Raw genomic sequence first — 16,429 nt, 5'->3', positions numbered from 1 at the left:
CCACACCCAACATCCCGGGCGCGCCCCCACCCCCGGGCACCGGGCACCCTGCCCCCGGGCACCGAAACCGAGGACAATTCGCTGGCACGAGTCCAATTCCCGCACAAACGGCTCGCGCTAGGTAAAACGACTCATCTACGAGTCACCAGGCGCGCCAGGCCAAAGCTCGGCGCACCCGTCGAGCTGATCCGCCAATGGCTCTGCACCCCACACCCGGGAACCCATCCCACCGCATCACCCGGCTCGGACCCATCGGCCCATCGGCCCATCGGCCCATCGGCCTACCGGGCGCACCGGCCCCCGGACTCACGAATCCCCGAGTTCCCGAGCTCCCGAGCTCCCGAGCTCCCGAGCATTGGCCCACCTACTTACAGTGAGCCCACCCTCGCGCGCACGCTCACCAGCTCCAGCTCCAGCTCCAGCTCCAGCTCCAGCTCCAGCTCCAGCTCCAGCTCGACTCACCGAACACGAGTGAGTTTCGCCAGCACGAGCCCAATTCGCCGGAAAATGGCTCGGCTCGGAGAAAGTCCCTCGTGTTGGGGGACGGCCCGACAGCCCGACAGCCCGACGGCCCCGCGGCCCTGCCCCGGGCCAACCCGGGACCCTCCATATACAAAGCGCCCCTCACCCGAACTCCGAAGAGTAAGGATGAGGGGCGCGGTGTTGCCGCAGGTGCTGCGCGTTTTCCCTATGCGAGCTCGCGCAGTGGCGCGACCAGCTCCTCGCGGAAAACGCTGACGCGTTTTCCCTATGCGAGTCGCTGCTGCAGGTTCTCGTCGATTGCGGCGAGGAAGTCCTCGGTCGTGAGGAACGCCTGCTCGGGTCCAACCAGCAGTGCGAGGTCCTTGGTCATCTTGCCCGATTCAACGGTCTTGATGACGACGTCCTCGAGCGTCTGGGAGAACTCGATGAGCGCCGCGTTGTTGTCGAGCTTGCCGCGGTGCGCGAGGCCACGCGTCCAGGCGAAGATCGAGGCGATCGGGTTCGTGGAGGTGGGCTTGCCCTGCTGGTGCTGACGGTAGTGACGGGTCACGGTGCCGTGAGCAGCCTCTGCCTCAACGGTCTGCCCGTCCGGCGTCATCAGCACGGAGGTCATGAGACCGAGCGAGCCGAAGCCCTGAGCCACGGTGTCCGACTGCACGTCGCCGTCGTAGTTCTTGCACGCCCAGACGTAGCCGCCCTCCCACTTCATGGCCGAGGCGACCATGTCGTCAATGAGGCGGTGCTCGTAGGTGAGCCCCTTCGCATCGAAGAGATCCTTGAACTCCGCGTCGAAGACCTCCTGGAAGATGTCCTTGAACTGGCCGTCGTAAGCCTTCAGGATCGTGTTCTTGGTGGAGAGGTACACGGGGTACTCGCGCGACAGTCCGTACTTGAACGACGCACGGGCGAAGTCGCGGATCGAGTCGTTGAAGTTGTACTGGCCCTGGATAACGCCGCCGCCCTCGGGGAGCGTGACGATCTCGAACTGCTGGGGCTCGGAGCCATCAGCCGGCTCGAAGGTCATGGTGACCTTGCCGGGGCCGGCCTTGAAGTCAGTTGCCTTGTACTGGTCGCCGTGTGCGTGGCGGCCGATGATGATCGGCTTGTTCCAGCCGGGCACCAGACGGGGGATGTTCGAGATGATGATGGGCTCACGGAACACAACGCCGCCGAGGATGTTGCGGATCGTGCCGTTCGGGCTGCGCCACATCTTCTTCAGGCCGAACTCTTCGACGCGCGCCTCGTCGGGCGTAATCGTGGCGCACTTGACGCCCACGCCGTGCTTCTTAATGGCGTTCGCTGCGTCGATCGTGACCTGGTCGTCGGTCTCGTCTCGGTGCTGAATGCCGAGGTCGTAGTACTCGAGGGTGACGTCGAGGTACGGATGGATCAGCCGATCCTTGATGAACTGCCAGATGATGCGAGTCATCTCGTCGCCGTCGAGTTCGACGACAGTGCCTGCAACCTTGATCTTCGCCAACGCTTCTCCCAGTGTCTGTTATGTGAGCTCGGAGGCGCGCGGCTCAGTGTGCGCCACGCGCTGAATTCTTACGGGCCGCAGCGGATCGTTCGCGCCGCGTGCCGGGTCCGGTAGGACCGGGAACCACTCTACCTGAGTTCTGCAGAGTCTCTCGGCGTCGAGATATTTCTTGTGCAGGCGATTCACACGTGGCGGGCTGATTTAGCCCACGGGGATCGGTGCCGCCCGGTGGCGTTCAACCTGCTCGTAGTAGTCGATCAGCTGCAGCTTGCCGGCGGCGGCCCGGTCGATAATGACCGTGGCGTTGCGGTGCAGTTGTAGGGCGCTTGCGGGGCAACGGCTCGCAAGCGGCCCCTCGATCATCGCGGCGACGGCGTCGGCTTTCGCCGCGCCCTGGGCGACCATGAGCAGCTCTCCGGCATCGAGGATCGTCCCAATGCCCTGGGTGATGCTCTGCAGGGGCACGTCTTCCAGCCTGTCGAAGAACCGCGCGTTGTCCTCGCGCGTTTTCGGGGAAAGCGTCTTCTGCCGGGTCCGCGAGCCGAAGGAGGACACGGGCTCGTTGAAACCGATATGCCCGTTTGCCCCGATCCCCAGCACCTGGACGTCGATGCCACCGGCCTCCGCGATCATGCGCTCATAGTCCGCCCCCGCCTCGGCGAGGTCCGCCGCGTTACCGTCGGGAACGTGGACGCGGGCCGGGTCGAGACCGAGCGGCTCGGTGACCGTTCGGCGAATCACCGCGTGGTAGCTCTCAGGGTGGCCATAGTCGATGCCCGCGTACTCATCGAGCGCAAAACCACTGACCCCACTACAGTCCAGTTCGCCGTTGCGTACACGTGCGGCGAGCGCCTCGTAGGTGCCGAGCGGTGACGAGCCGGTAGCCAGCCCGAGAACGAGTCCAGGGGTGCGCTGAATCCGAGCGGCGATCCTGGCAGCGGCCCGTTCGGCGACCGCGGCCGCATCCTCGACGATGACGACGTCCACATTTCCTCCAGCGTCTCGGTGCGGCGGCTTAGCGTCGCGATGCGCGCCCGGGCAGGGAGGTGCCGGGCAGCACTCGTGTGTTGCCTCCCAGAATACGGGCCCCAACGGCCTATGCTGACAGACCCTCCACCCGGGCGAGTTCGGTGCGCGCGCTGACGCCCAACTTCTTCATGGCGCGAGCCAGGTGATTCTCAACCGTGCGCACGCTGATGGAGAGCCTGTCGGCGATCTCCCGGTTCTGCAGGGTCGCTGCGAGCATCGCGATCTCGTTCTCTCGTTTCGTGAGTCCCGGATCCACGGGTTCGCCCACGTGAGGTGTGGTGATTGTCAGTTCGCCGACTGAGCGGAGGGCCCGTAGGCCGCGAATCGTTTCGTTCAGGTCGTCAACGCATGCGGCGCCTGCCGGGTCGGCGTTGAGCGGCGAGCGCACAATTGCGTTGAGGAGGGTGATTGCCGTCGCGGCCTCCGCTTCGCCGGTGATTTGTTGCCCCTTGCGCGGCAGTTCCGGGTCGCGGTCGAGCGCGCTCCGGACCAGTTCCATGAGTGCCGGCGTCCCGTAGGTGCTCGGATCCGCGACGCGCGCCATCTGTGTAAACGCGTCCTCCGACGGCTGTTCGATGAACGCGATCACAGCGTATGACCAGGCGGCCGAGCTGAGTTCGCTCGCGTCACATTTCGCCGACAACCGCAGCAGGAGTTCAACGGCACGCCCTTGTTCACCGGAGATCAGGAGCTCGATGGCGTCGCCAAACTCCGGATGCATCGCTGGAAGCGGTCCGTAGAACGCCGGATATCGGGTGGTTTCGGCAAGCACGGAGCGTGCGAGGTCGGGCTCGCCGTGCACGTAGTGCAGATACGATGCCCACCGGAGTTGCGCACAAAAGAAGTCGGCGAAGGACAGGTTCGGGGTGCCCAGCGCGAGCGTCACACTGACGGTCTCGGTCGCGAGATCGTCGCGGAACGTCGCCGCCTCGTACAGGGATAAGAAGTACGCACAGACGGTGATGGCGCGATAGTCGGAATCCGCGCGTGCGTCCGAGAATATCTTCCGCAGTCGGCGTTCGTAGGGCTCCGCATCCTCCCTGCGTGCGCTCAACACGGTGTTCGCGATTTCGGTCACGTGCCACTGCAGGATCGACTCCTTATCGATCGCCGCCATGCTGAGTGGTTCTGTGGTCCGGCCGCTCAGCACGCCGATGAAGTGCCGCATCGCCACAGAAAACCCGTCTCGGAGCATCTCGGAGCGGTCCCACCACTCCGCGACCTCCGGCATCATTCCGGCGTAGCAGAAGATGAGGTACGCCTCGAACGCGGCAGCGGCGGCCTGCACTGCGGGGTCGGTCTCGTGCTCGACGATCTCACGCAGCGGTGCAGCAGCGGTTGCCGGATCGGTCTGCGCAATCACGAACATGCGGTGCAGTATCAAGCGAATTGCGATTCGTTCGGTGCCTCCGCCCGGAGTGCGCGCGATCACTTCGCTCCCGTGCCGCACGTAACTGTCCGTGGCGAGCAGGAGGTCGAGGTAGGCCACCGCACTCGCCGGGGAGGGTGACTGCTGCCAGTCTCGCGCGGCGGCCGCGAGTCGGTATGAGGTGTCTGCACGATAGAAGCGGTTCATGCCCGTGCCGCGGTTCTCGGAGCGATCGAAGGTGAGGGCCTGCGTCACATGAGCTGCGGTGCGCGCCCGGGCACGCTCCAGCGGACCCGGATCCGGGAGCGCCCGTAGCAGACTGATCGCCTCGTAGTGCAGCGGGGTGACCGGCTGGTTCTGGAAGTAGTCGATGATCAGGGAGGGTCGCGGGGCGACGTGCGTGCCGACTCGGGCATCACCGAACGTTGTCAGGAGTCCTCGCTGCGAGAGGGTGATGAGCTCGGGGCCCGCAACCTCTCGAAATTCCTCGGTGGCGACGCTCTCGGCGAGCGCAAGTGCGTGGAGCGCTCGGAACTCGTCTCGCCGCAGATCACCAAGCAACTGCTCCACAGTGGTGCGCAAATGAACGTTCCAGAGGGAGGGCTCGTGCAGCGCCCAGCCGCTCTCGTGCCGCAGGATGCGCTGCTCACGCGCGGCAGAGCGCAGGATCGCCACGGCGATCCCGGTCATGCCGGACGACATCGAGAGCACCTGCGAGAGCACCTCGGGTTGTGCCGGAGCCCCCAATACGCGCTGCGCCAGCACGCTGATCTGGGCGTAACCGAGCGGGGCGATCTCAAGCCGGGCCTGGGTGCGGATCTTATTGAGCGCGGAACGGCCGTGCTCGTCGAGCATGACAAACGGTGGGGCGACAACAACAATGGGGATATCGCGGCGGTCTCGCACCTGTTCGAGGAGGTAGGCGGAATTCAGATCCAGAAATTCCGCGTCATCAACGAGAATGACGGGATGGCCGAGCGTGTGCAGCCCTTGCATGAGCTCGTCGGCGATATCGCTCTCACTCTGCGCCCCACGCAGTCGCACGAGCCCGGCCTCGCGGAGTGCCACATACGCTTGCTCACGAAACGGGCGTCGTCCCGCCACCCGAAACGCTGTGTAACCACGCGACTCTAGTTCTTGAGAGAGCTGAGCGAGGAGGTACGTCCGCCCCGCTTCGGGCGGCGCGACGAGGCGCACAGACTCCCCGCCCAGGACCAGCGAACGGATCTCGCGAACCTCACGTGTGCGCATTCGTCTCTCCCCGTGACGCGCCCCAGGTTTCGGGCGGCTATGCCTCCGACTGTACTCCGCCTGGTTTTCTGCAGCGCCGGCAGCGCCAAAATGGGGGGCACGAACTACTCCATTGAGCGGCGCACCCACCTCAAAATGAGTAAATTCGGCTGAGCATTCTCGTTCAGGACTTGCGCACCCTCCGGCACCCGCTAGCCTGGGACTATGACCGATCTCAGACTCGAAGAACTCTCGGCAGCGACCATCGTCGCTGTGAATACCCTCGGTCTGAAGCCTGGCCAGGAACAGTTCGTAACGCCCGTCTCGTACGCCGCTGCCGCGGCGGTCACCCCCGCCCACACTGCTTGGCAGCGCGTGGTCCTCGATGGTTCTGAGGTTGTCGGGTTCATCCACGGTCACTTCGACCCGGATGCCGCCGAAGAGGAGTTTCGTGCTGCGCTGTGGCGGATCAATGTAGACGCAGACGCGCAGGGTGCCGGCGTGGGCACCTTCGCGGTCGACGCCTTGATCGATGAGGCCCGTCGGCGCGGAGTATCGCGTCTGACAGTCCTGTGGGAGCGCGGCGAGGACGGCCCCGAGGAGTTCTTCTTGCACACTGGCTTCGTTCCGGTCGGGGAGACCCCGTATGGCGAGGTCATCGGCGCGATCACGCTGTAGCCGGGAGTGACAAGCTCCCACACTCCCACGTCACGCGGGATCCTCGCATCGGTTGGGTCGTCGCTCGCGTTCGCGGGCGTCTATTTCGTGACGCCGATGTTGGCACCCGCGTCGGCGGAGGCCGTGTGGGGCATTCGCAACCTGATCACGATTCCCTTGATCGTGCTGGCGCTGCTCGCGGTCCGGCAGTGGCATCTCGTCACTGAGATCGCGGCCCGGATCCGACGCACCCCGCTACTCGCGCTCGGCATCCTCACCTGCGGCCTACTCGTGTCCGCCCAGCTCTGGGTATTCAGCTGGGCTCCGCTCCACGGCCGCGGACTGCAGGTGGCGTTGGGCTACTTCTTGCTCCCACTCGTACTTGTCGTTATCGGCAAGTTTCTCTATGGTGACCGCCTGGTGTGGTGGCAGTGGCTCGCCGCGGGGATCGCGGCCGCCGGCGTCGTTGTCGAACTGATCCGCGTGGGGGGCGTCTCCTGGGAAACCCTGCTCGTCGCCCTGGGCTACCCCGTCTACTTCGTTCTGCGCCGCGCGATGGGCACTGCCCACCTCGGGGGGATGTTCTGGGAGTTCATCGCGGTTGCAGCGTTCGCGGTGTTCTTTGTGGCGCGCGAGCTCGCAGCGGGCGAAGCGATGGCCGCGAATCCCGCACTCTGGTGGGCCGCCCCAGTGTTCGCGCTGTGGACCGGTGTGGCGCTCATGCTCTACCTCACCGCGTCGCGCCTGTTGACGATGAGCTTGTTCGGGCTCCTCAGCTATCTTGAGCCGGCGCTGCTCGTGGTCGCCTCACTCCTGAACGGCGAGCGTATCGCGGCCGGTGAGTGGGTAATCTACGGTGCCATCTGGACTGCGGTCACCGTGCTACTGATCGGTGGGGCATGGAGCATTGTTCGAGAGCGGCGCGCTCGCCCGGATTCCCCCGCCTAGCGGGAGTGCAGTACTACGCCCTGCGCGATCTTGCCCCCGCGCCCGCGTACACGCGTGTAGGGTTCTCAGCATGAGCGATGCGACGGACACTACCTGCGGCCACGTCACCCACGGGTACATCGATCACAAGGACGACCTCCTCAAGCGTTTGCGCCGGGCGGAGGGGCAGGTTCGTGGCGTGCACCGCATGGTCGAGGAAGACGTGTACTGTATCGACATCCTGACGCAGGTTTCCGCGGCGACAAAGGCGCTTGAGCGCGTGGCTCTGGCGCTCCTCGATGACCACCTGCGGCACTGTGTGGCGTCGGCTGCTGCCGACGGCGGCGCGGTTGCTACGGAGAAACTCGAAGAGGCATCTGCAGCGATCGCGCGCCTCGTCCGTTAGGGCGCAACGGCTAAACCCGCAAATCCGGTAGGGAGCAGTGGTGTCTGCCAGGCGGCCGATCCCCATCGTCCGCCTGGCAGTCCTCCCGCGCGCGTAGCCGTGCGCAAGAGGGTTCCCCGTGCATTTGTTTCGCGCCTTCCCCTGAAGGCGCCCCGCCGAGCCTGGCTGCATCCAGTGTCCCCGCGGAGTCGGTGTCTCTTCTCTCAAGGGAGGGGACGGTCCGACGTCTTCACAGTACCGGGCCTCGGTACTGACCGGGCTGAGGCGTGCCGAATTCACCCCGCTTCTCACCCCTGACATCACCCGCGGGGACCGCTTCGAAGACCGCCGCCTATCACGCCGCGGCGTAGTTCCGGCTATACCAGCCCGCGACGCTGCGCTTCGAGTACGGCCGCGCTGCGCTGGGATACGCCGAGCTTCCGGTAGATCGATCGCAGCTGAGTTTTCAACGTGTTGAGGGAAATAAAGAGCGAGGTGGCGATCTCGTCGCGCGTGCTCCCGCCGGCGAGCAGCCGAAGTACCTCGACTTCCCGTTCGGTGAGGTGCCGCCCCGTGGTTCCTGCCGCGCGGGCAAACGGGCCTGCGGGCGCGTCAGTCGCTGGCCATCCCGGGACCGCGGCCAGGGCAAACTCGCGCACCTGCAGATCGAACTGTCGGGCATCTTCAGCGCTAAACGTCCCGGGCAACCGCATTGCGCGTTCAAGCACGCTCCGGCACTCCTCAGGCTCGTCGAGCCGGAGATGGGCAGCCGCCAGAATGACATGCCGCCAGATCGCGATCTGCCGGAGGTCCCGATCTGGCTCGGGCATATCGAGGACCCGTTGCAGTGCGCGCCGCGGTTGCCCGAGGTTTAGGCTCAGGAGGGCCTGCATGAGATAGGTCCGCTGCAGGCTGGGATCGGACGTCTCCAGGTACACTTCCGCTCCACGCGGGTCGTCGATCCCCAGGCGGAGCGAGGTTCGCACGAGCGCGACGATACTTCCCGGGTAGCCTTCGCCGGGAACCCGCGCCATCGCCATCCCGTCGAGCATCTCGAGCATCTGCTCGGATTCGGTGTAAGCACCTCGCGTTGCGAGGACCCGGTTGCGGGCGATGACGTAGTACGGCCAGATTTCCCCGATCTGGCCGAGCGGGATCTCCGCCATGACCCGCTCTGCGCGTTCGCCGTCCGAGTCAAGAATCGCGTCCACCACCGCGAGGATCGCGTCGATCCCAGGCTCCGACCAGCTTGTCGATCGCTCGATCGCTCGTGCTTCGTCCGCGCGTGTGCGCGCGGACTGCATACTGCCCTCGCACGCTTCGAGAAGCGCCTCTTTCGCGCAGGCCTCACGGAGCAGGAAACGCAGCACCGGCGAGGGCGGGTGCATCCGCGCTTCCGCAAAGAACCGGAGCGCCTGCGACAGCTCCCCCGCGAGCATTGCTGTCGTGCCCAACTGCACCGAGAGGAACAGGTTCCACCCGCCGCGTCGATCGAACACAGTATCGAGACCGATTCGGTCGGCAAGCACCTCAGTGCTTGCCGCGATGGCAGCGTCCGTGCGCCCGGCTACACGGTGCTCGTACATCCGCACAAAAGCGTCCGCCTCGGGGAGCACAGCTTCGTTCAGTCGCGTGCTCTGGAGGGGGCGCGGTATGGGGTCACCGAGCAAAAACGCGTACACGGCGGCCACAACGCTGTCTGCGGGGGCCCCGCGAGACATCAGATTCCCCAGGAGTTCACGCAGCCGATGCGGGGCACAGCCGAACCAGATTTCAAGCGCGTGCAGGTCGAAGTACATGAGCGCCGGATCGAGCGACTCTTGGGCACACGCCAGCTGAAACTCTCTGACCGCGTCATCGAGCTGTCGTATTGCAGGAGTATTGAGCACACCGCCCCCCGGGGTCACTACGTGGTCCAGTTCCTCAGCTTACTGAACCCTGCCCAAAATTCCGCATCGGGAGCACATAGGGAGCTCTACAGCGCCGCGATGTCTGCGTCATCGGCTGTCGTCTTCAGGCAGGGGCCGCAGAACCCTTGCGTCAGGCGCGACAGCGCGAGAGCATGAAGACATGAGCGCACACGAGATTCCCCAGTCGCCCGCAGCCCCGGCGCACGGCGATGTTTCCGCCGAGGCGACGTTTTCCCTGTTCGGCGTCTTTCGCATCAGCTCCTCGCACCCTGTAGTGCTCGATGGGCGTGACGTGCCCGCGATCGTGCAGGAGCTCGAAGACGTTGCCGCGTCACTCGCGGAAGAGGGTGTCTCTGTGCGCGGGTGGTATGACGTCAGCGGGATCCGCTCCGACGCCGACGTGCTTGTCTGGCTGCACGGCGCCGAAGTGGAGGACCTCCAGTGGGCGATGCGCCAGCTGCGACGGTGCGCTCTGCTGCGCCCGCTGATTCGCTCGTGGAGCACGCTCGGAGTCGAACAGCCCGGACAGCCGCTGCTGGCTGAGCAGCAGCCGGGTAGCTGGCTGACGTGCGCGGCCGCACCCGCACCCCACACCTCCATGACCTCTCCGGAAGTGACGGACCTTGTGCTCCGCAGCTACGCCACAGCGGGCCAGGTTGGCGCGCGCTGGCTGCTCGCTGCCGAGGGCGACGATCCCGCGACGCTCATGGAGCTTGTACACGCGGCGCAGGGATCGCCCGTGAACGCGGCGCTGCACAGCACCGTATTCACCGGCCGCTTCATCGAGCCGGCCGAGATCGTCGAAGTACTGCAGTAGGCGGCGGCCCTAGGCCGCGCCGGACCCGGCGAGGTCGATGGGCGGCTCCTCACTCGGCGTGGGCGGTGCGGGTGGTTCTGGGGTTACCGGTTCCGGTTCCGGAGTCGGCGGCTCCGGGATGACTGGAGTCTCATCAACGGGCGCGACAGGCATCGGGATCGGGGCCGGAGCGGGGACCGCCCGGGCAGCAGCCACTTCGGCCGAGCGTTTCTCCTGCACGTCCCAGGCCTCGGTCGCGATCGCAAAATAGGCCTCAAGTGCGCCGAGGCTCACCGCCCCTTGCGCAATTGCGGCGGCGTCCTCCGGGGTGCCTGCCGCAACCGCGCTGTTCGCTGTGGCCGCGTCGACATCGGCCGCCGCAGCCCGAAGCCGGTCGTGCAGGCTCTCAGCTTCGGGCGTTTTGGCGATCATCGCGTCCGCGGATTCCGAGACGCTGGCAGCGACCGCGGTGACCGCGGTGTATCCCGCCGCGATCGTGCTGCGCAGCTGCGCGCTCTGGTCCCCGCGAGCAGTGAGTTCTGCAGAACGTGTTGCGACGTCCGCGCGCTGCTCCGCCAACTGCCGGCGCGCATCGTCGAGTGCGGCACGACTCACGGTCGCGGCCTCCGCATCAGCCGCGGGTGCATCCGGCACGATCTGGGCGAGCTCGCCGATCGCACGGGGCTCCACGAGGAACCATGAGGACGGGCGCAGTGCAGGGTCGGCACCGAGAGTGGACTCAAGGGTGGCGAGGGAGCGCGGGGACATCGGTGGTTGCGTCTTGGGGATTTCAGCGAGCACGTCCGCTGCAGCCGTCGCGAACACCGCGGAGCTCTCAGGGACGAGCACCTCGGGGCTGAGAGCAGCCAGCTGCGAGAGCCGCCCGGCCACGCCAGCAGCTTCCTCGTATTGCTTCCCGAGCAGGAGATCAGCGGCAGCCAGTTCTGCCTCGCTCTGAGCCGTGCGCGCGGCGGCCGCGGCGGTGTCCTCGATCAGCGATTCGTACTCGCTCGCATCCGATGCGTACGTCAGTTGCGGCGCGGCGACGCCGACTGCGATCAGCGCGACAGCGAGCCCCGCGAGACCGTACATCAGGATCTTCGTGGATCGCGCGCGATCCTGCCCGGACTTGAGATTAGCGGGCAACACCTGCGGCGCACGGAATTGCCGAGCCGGATGGGGTTGCCCAGCGACCGCTTCAGGCACCGGGCTCTCGCCGGCATCGTTCGCTGATTGTTCCATGAGCACTCCTGGGCCTGCGGGGGCTCGGCACCCCGGACGTGGGGCACCGATCCGGCACGAGTCTAGGCCACTGCTCGAACGATACCGAATTCACGGCGACTGCATACGTAATGCATCACCAGACCCTCGGTCCCGTTCACCTGGCGTTCAGCAGGTGGTAAACTCTCATGGGTAACACACAGCAAAGGCTGTAGCACGGTGGGTTCAAGGGGAGTTTGTGGCCGCGTCTGTACCCGCATGGGAAAAGCGCTACTCGCGCAAGCTTTTGTGGACCGATCTTGGCGTTGCCGTCGTCGTGGTCTTCACCGCCCAGCTTGTCACGAGCCCCTACGTCCATGACAGCGCGATCCCTCACTTGGGCACCCGCCGCACTGTCTTCGCGCTTGTACTCGTGGGAATCTGGCTCCTTGCGCTTGCCGCCTACGACTCCCGCAATCCCAGCGTGTTCGGCACCGGTCCCGGCGAATACAAGCGGGTCATCAACGCCACCATGATGGCGTTCGGGATCGCGGCGATCACGCTCGTGCTCACTGCCCCGTTCACTCTGCACCGCGAGATGATGATGGTCGCCTTCCCGCTGGGGCTCGTCCTCATCGTCGTAGGCCGATGGGTGTGGCGCAAACGTCTGCACCAGCAACGCCGACGCCACCTCAACACATACCGCACGATCGTGGTGGGCGAGCCTGGCCACGCAGCCCACACCGCGACGCAGCTGCGCGCCAACTCGATCAACGGGTTCGAGCTCGTGGGCGCCGTAACGAACAGCGATGTGAGTGGCGAGATTCTCCCGGGGATCCCGGTGCTGGCGCACTACGACCGCCTGATCGCCACGGTCGACGCCCACAATATCGATACCGTGATCATCACCGGGTCGAGCGCGCTCTCCCCCAGCCAGCTCAAGCAGATCGGCTGGAATCTCGAGGGTCGCCACGTCGATCTCATCGTGTCGGCTGCGCTCACCGACGTCGCGGGGCCCCGGATCCACATTCGCCCGGTCGCAGGGCTCCCTCTGATTCACGTGGATCTGCCGAGCTTCTCCGGCTGGAAGTACTATACGAAGCGCATCCTCGACATCTGCCTTGTTCTTCTGGCGAGCGTGCCAACGGCAATCCTGGTGGCGGTGCTCGCCGCGCTCATCCGCCTCGACAGCCCCGGGCCGGTGATTTTCCGTCAGCCACGGCTCGGCCTCGACGGCGAGCCGTTCACCATGTTCAAGCTCCGTTCCATGCGGACCACTGCCGAGGCGGAGCTCCCGACTCTGCTCGATCAGTCGGAGGGCAACGGAGCGCTCTTTAAGCTGCGGGATGATCCCCGCGTCACTCGGGTCGGTCGGTTCATTCGACGCCACAGCCTTGACGAGCTGCCCCAGTTCGTCAACGTGCTGCGCGGCGAGATGTCCCTCGTGGGGCCCCGGCCCCCACTGCAGCGGGAGGCAGAGAACTACACGGCGGCAATGAATCGCCGCCTCCTCGTGCGCCCCGGCATCAGCGGACTGTGGCAGGTCAGCGGTCGCAGTGACCTCAGCTGGGAAGACAGCACCCGCCTCGATCTCTTCTATGTCGAAAACTGGTCGATCACGGGCGATCTCTTGATTCTCTGGCGCACTCTGCGCGAGGTTTTCTCCGCGAAAGGGGCGTACTAGTATGCCGACTGCACCCCGCACACTGGACGCCTCACTGTTTGGCGCGGACCACCCCCGGCTCCTGCTCGTTGCGTCAACGGGCGGCCACCTCACCCAGCTCGTCCGCCTCGCCGCTCGGGTAAGCGCCGCGGAGGATTCCCTCTGGGTAACATTCGATTCACCGCAGAGCCGCTCCCTGCTCGCAGGGAAGCGGGTACTCTGGGTCGACTATGTCGCGCCGCGTGATCTCGCCGGGACATTGCGGGCGTACCGCGCCATTGCCCGGGCCGCCAACCCCACAGATTTCGACGGTGCTCTCTCAAGTGGTGCCGCCGTGGGGCTCGCGGGCCTCAGCTGGGCCGCGCGGCACCGGATCCCCCGCGTGTATGTGGAGAGCGTCTCTCGCACACACGGACCATCGCTCACCGGCAGGATCATCCGGGGCCTCCGGGTCGCGAAGACGTTTACCCAGCATGAGCAGTGGGCCACCCCCGCTTGGCCCGCCATCCCCTCGGTGCTCGGCGACTTCGTACGTGCCGAAGGGGCGGACCCCGCGCATCCCGACGCCCCACTCAACATCCTGGTGACGCTTGGCACGATCCGGCCGTACCGCTTCGACACACTGATCGATCAGGTCGTCAGCGTGCTGCGCCCGGAGGACACGGTCACCTGGCAGCTGGGCGAGAGCCGGCGCACAGATCTCGCAGGGACCACCCACGATTTACTTCCGGCAGAGGAGCTGCTGGCCGCTGCGCGCGGGGCCGATGTCGTCATCACTCACGCGGGAGTGGGGACCGTCCTGCAATTGCTGGAGAACGGAGTTTCCCCGGTTGTCGTACCGCGTCGCCGCGTGCGGGGCGAGCACGTCGACGATCATCAGCTGCAGATCACCTCGCTCCTCGGCACCCTCGATCTGGCCCACCCGGTGGAGGTCGAGCAGCTCGACCGTTCCACGCTTGCATCCGCGGCACGCAGCCGCACCCGAGTCGCAGCGTGACCGGAGCATTCATCAGCTGGACCCCCGAGAATGGCCGCACAGCTGAGCTGGCCGAGGCGCTCGGAATCCCCGCGCACTTCATCCATCGGCCCGGCCGCTTCGGCCTCACGGGACGCTACGCGCGGCAGCACGCCGCCACCCGCCGACTCCTCCAGGAGCAACGGCCGGACACCGTGGTCCTCATGCTGCCTCCAGCTATCGCCCTCTTGTCGCTCGGCCGTCGGCGCACCGCGCCACGGCTCATCGTCGACCTACACACAGGATTTTTCCTCGACCCGAAGTGGCGCTGGGCCCGCGGCCCTGCCCTCGCCGCGATCCGACGCCGCGGTGGCCTGGCGATTGTCACCAACACCCATTTACAGCACGAGTGCGCGCGTGCTGGGGTCGAGGCGGTTGTGCTCCACGACGTGGTGCAGGATCGCGACGCGCTGCCCCACACGGGCGAGTTGCTCTGCCCGCTGAGCTACGCCAACGATGAACCGGTCCCGGAGATCCTTGCCGCCGCCAGGCTCACCCCCGAACTGCGGTGGACGCTCACGGGGCGGGCACCCGACGCGGTCCGTGCCGCAGCACCCGGAAACGTGCGTTTCACGGGTTTCGTTGCACCCGAGGAGTTCGACAGGCTCACGCGATCGAGCGGCGCCGTGATCGCGCTCACGACCCGGCCCCACACGATGCAGCGGGCCGGGTATGAGGCGCTGCACGCCGGGGTGCCGCACGTCACCTCCGACTTCCCCGAGCTGCGCGAGTTCTACGGCGATGCTGCGGCGTATACCGCCCCGGACGGTGCGGCAATTGCTGCGGCGGCCCGCTCGGTGCTGCAGGATCGTGACCTGTTTGCCGAGCGCACGCGGCTGCTCCGCGCCCAGCGCCGAGCCGAACAGCGCCCGGTGCTTGTGCAGCTCACGGCGGCGCTAGCCGCGGCGTCCCCGGCACACAGCGGCTCCGCAGCTCCCGCCGACCTCATGCCGAAGGGTGCCGCATGAACATCTCCGTCATTGGCTGCGGGTACCTCGGGGCCGTCCACGCGGCGACGCTCGCCCACCTCGGTCACACAGTTGTCGGGATCGACACCGAGCCGCGCCGGATCGCTGCGCTGCGGGCCGGCACGGCCCCGTTCTTCGAGCCCGAGCTCGATACGCTTCTGCGTGCCGGTCTCGCGAACGGGCGACTCACATTCTCGACAGATCCCGCCGCCGTGGCCGCGGCAAGCGTGCACTTCATCTGCGTCGGCACGCCGGCCGGCCCTGACGGTGCCAGCGCGGAACTCAGATATGTGCGCTCGGCAATTGCGGCCCTGCGGCCGCACCTGTCGGCCGCGTCCCTGGTTGTCGGAAAGTCAACCGTTCCCGTGGGCACCGCGGCAGACCTCAGCGCCGCGCTCGCGGGGACCGGCGCGGTGTTGGCGTGGAACCCCGAGTTTCTGCGAGAGGGTCACGCGGTCGCGGATTCCCTCACGCCGGATCGGATTCTCGTCGGCTGCGGAGATGAGAACCGCGCCCACGTCGAGTCCACGCTCCGCGAGGTGTACCGCACCCCGCTCGCCTCCGGAAGTCCGCTTGTTCTCACGGATCTGCCGACGGCTGAGCTAGCGAAGGGTGCCGCCAACGCATTCCTTGCGACAAAGGTCTCGTTCATGAACATGCTCGCCGATGTGGCTGACGCTGCGGGTGCCGACGTGACTCAGCTCGCCACCGTGCTCGGACTTGATCCACGCATCGGAGCACGGTACCTGGGTTCCGGAATCGGCTTCGGCGGGGGCTGTCTGCCCAAAGACCTCCGTGCCTTTGTTGCCCGCGCGGAGGAGCTCGGGCAGGCCGATTCCGCGCAGCTATTGGGTGCGGTTGAGCGGATCAACGCCGCGCGGCCCGACCGCTTTGTTACCGCCGCAGAGCGGGCACTCGGGGGCGCGCTCGGCGGCGCGCGGATTGCTGTGCTCGGGGCCGCATTTAAACCGGACTCTGACGATGTGCGGGATTCCCCGGCGCTTGTCCTCGCTGCAGGCCTCCAGGCCCGCGGCGCCGACGTTATCGTCACGGATCCCGCGGCCGTCGCGAATGCGCAGCGCAAGGTGCCCGAACTCTGCTTCGCTTCAGATACCGAGACAGCGCTCCGCGGTGCCGACCTCATCGTGGTCGGCACCGAGTGGTCGGAGTACCGTGCGCTCGATCCGCGGCGCGTCTCGAAACTCGTACGCAACCCTGTAGTGCTCGATGGTCGCAACTGCCTGGACCGCGCACAGTGGATCGCGGCTGGCTGGCAATACCACGGGGTCGGCCGCACGCCGACCCCCGGATAGGATG

At 66.4% G+C, this 16,429-nt stretch carries 13 protein-coding genes; 8 read left to right on the top strand and 5 right to left on the bottom strand.

Features of this window, described 5'->3' with window-relative positions:
• Positions 1–748: 748 nt before the first annotated feature.
• The 3 genes from FM113_RS13245 to FM113_RS13235 all read right to left on the bottom strand — a co-directional run bounded on the left by FM113_RS13245 (position 749) and on the right by FM113_RS13235 (position 5,612).
• Positions 749–1,963 (bottom strand): NADP-dependent isocitrate dehydrogenase, encoded by a 1,215-nt coding sequence (locus tag FM113_RS13245; protein WP_087015295.1) that lies wholly within the window; start codon positions 1,961–1,963, stop codon positions 749–751.
• A 201-nt stretch (positions 1,964–2,164) separates the two neighbouring features.
• Positions 2,165–2,950: a glucosamine-6-phosphate deaminase gene (nagB, locus tag FM113_RS13240; protein WP_087015294.1), complete on the bottom strand. Its 786-nt coding sequence runs from the start codon at positions 2,948–2,950 to the stop codon at positions 2,165–2,167.
• A 109-nt stretch (positions 2,951–3,059) separates the two neighbouring features.
• The gene (locus tag FM113_RS13235) at positions 3,060–5,612 is read right to left on the bottom strand and encodes a LuxR C-terminal-related transcriptional regulator (RefSeq protein ID WP_087015293.1); all 2,553 of its coding nucleotides are present in this window, start codon (positions 5,610–5,612) and stop codon (positions 3,060–3,062) included.
• Between the two features lie 204 nt (positions 5,613–5,816).
• Here FM113_RS13235 and FM113_RS13230 point away from each other — a divergent pair, with 204 nt between their 5' ends.
• The 3 genes from FM113_RS13230 to FM113_RS13220 all read left to right on the top strand — a co-directional run bounded on the left by FM113_RS13230 (position 5,817) and on the right by FM113_RS13220 (position 7,581).
• Positions 5,817–6,269 (top strand): GNAT family N-acetyltransferase, encoded by a 453-nt coding sequence (locus tag FM113_RS13230; protein WP_087015292.1) that lies wholly within the window; start codon positions 5,817–5,819, stop codon positions 6,267–6,269.
• A 6-nt stretch (positions 6,270–6,275) separates the two neighbouring features.
• Positions 6,276–7,196, top strand: a complete 921-nt coding sequence (gene rarD, locus FM113_RS13225) for an EamA family transporter RarD (protein ID WP_087015291.1) — start codon at positions 6,276–6,278, stop codon at positions 7,194–7,196.
• A gap of 70 nt (positions 7,197–7,266) precedes the next feature.
• Positions 7,267–7,581: a metal-sensitive transcriptional regulator gene (locus FM113_RS13220; protein ID WP_087015290.1), complete on the top strand. Its 315-nt coding sequence runs from the start codon at positions 7,267–7,269 to the stop codon at positions 7,579–7,581.
• A gap of 356 nt (positions 7,582–7,937) precedes the next feature.
• On the opposite strand, the gene FM113_RS13215 is transcribed toward FM113_RS13220, so the two are convergent.
• Positions 7,938–9,467: a LuxR C-terminal-related transcriptional regulator gene (locus tag FM113_RS13215; RefSeq protein WP_087015289.1), complete on the bottom strand. Its 1,530-nt coding sequence runs from the start codon at positions 9,465–9,467 to the stop codon at positions 7,938–7,940.
• A 163-nt stretch (positions 9,468–9,630) separates the two neighbouring features.
• On the opposite strand from FM113_RS13215, the gene FM113_RS13210 reads away from it, so the two are divergent.
• Positions 9,631–10,287: a chlorite dismutase family protein gene (locus FM113_RS13210; RefSeq protein WP_087015288.1), complete on the top strand. Its 657-nt coding sequence runs from the start codon at positions 9,631–9,633 to the stop codon at positions 10,285–10,287.
• 9 nt (positions 10,288–10,296) lie between these two features.
• Here FM113_RS13210 and FM113_RS13205 read toward each other — a convergent pair whose 3' ends face one another.
• Positions 10,297–11,508, bottom strand: coding sequence for a hypothetical protein (locus FM113_RS13205; RefSeq protein ID WP_087015287.1), 1,212 nt, complete (start codon positions 11,506–11,508; stop codon positions 10,297–10,299).
• Between the two features lie 217 nt (positions 11,509–11,725).
• On the opposite strand from FM113_RS13205, the gene FM113_RS13200 reads away from it, so the two are divergent.
• Genes FM113_RS13200 through FM113_RS13185 form a run of 4 tightly spaced genes read left to right on the top strand, consistent with a single transcriptional unit; the run spans position 11,726 to position 16,425 of the window.
• The gene (locus FM113_RS13200) at positions 11,726–13,150 is read left to right on the top strand and encodes a sugar transferase (protein ID WP_087015286.1); all 1,425 of its coding nucleotides are present in this window, start codon (positions 11,726–11,728) and stop codon (positions 13,148–13,150) included.
• 1 nt (position 13,151) lies between these two features.
• Positions 13,152–14,126 carry a glycosyltransferase gene (locus FM113_RS13195; RefSeq protein WP_087015285.1) on the top strand — a complete coding sequence of 325 codons (975 nt, stop codon included), beginning with the start codon at positions 13,152–13,154 and terminating at the stop codon, positions 14,124–14,126.
• Positions 14,123–15,112, top strand: a complete 990-nt coding sequence (locus tag FM113_RS13190) for a glycosyltransferase (protein ID WP_087015284.1) — start codon at positions 14,123–14,125, stop codon at positions 15,110–15,112. Before FM113_RS13195 ends, FM113_RS13190 begins: the two co-directional genes overlap by 4 nt.
• A complete protein-coding gene (locus FM113_RS13185) occupies positions 15,109–16,425 on the top strand; it encodes a UDP-glucose/GDP-mannose dehydrogenase family protein (RefSeq protein ID WP_087015283.1) in 1,317 nt (438 codons plus the stop codon). Before FM113_RS13190 ends, FM113_RS13185 begins: the two co-directional genes overlap by 4 nt.
• Positions 16,426–16,429 lie beyond the last annotated feature (4 nt).

This window comes from Leucobacter sp. 7(1) (assembly GCF_900163635.1).
Taxonomy (GTDB): domain Bacteria; phylum Actinomycetota; class Actinomycetes; order Actinomycetales; family Microbacteriaceae; genus Leucobacter.
This window is presented reverse-complemented; position numbering and strand designations above follow the sequence as displayed.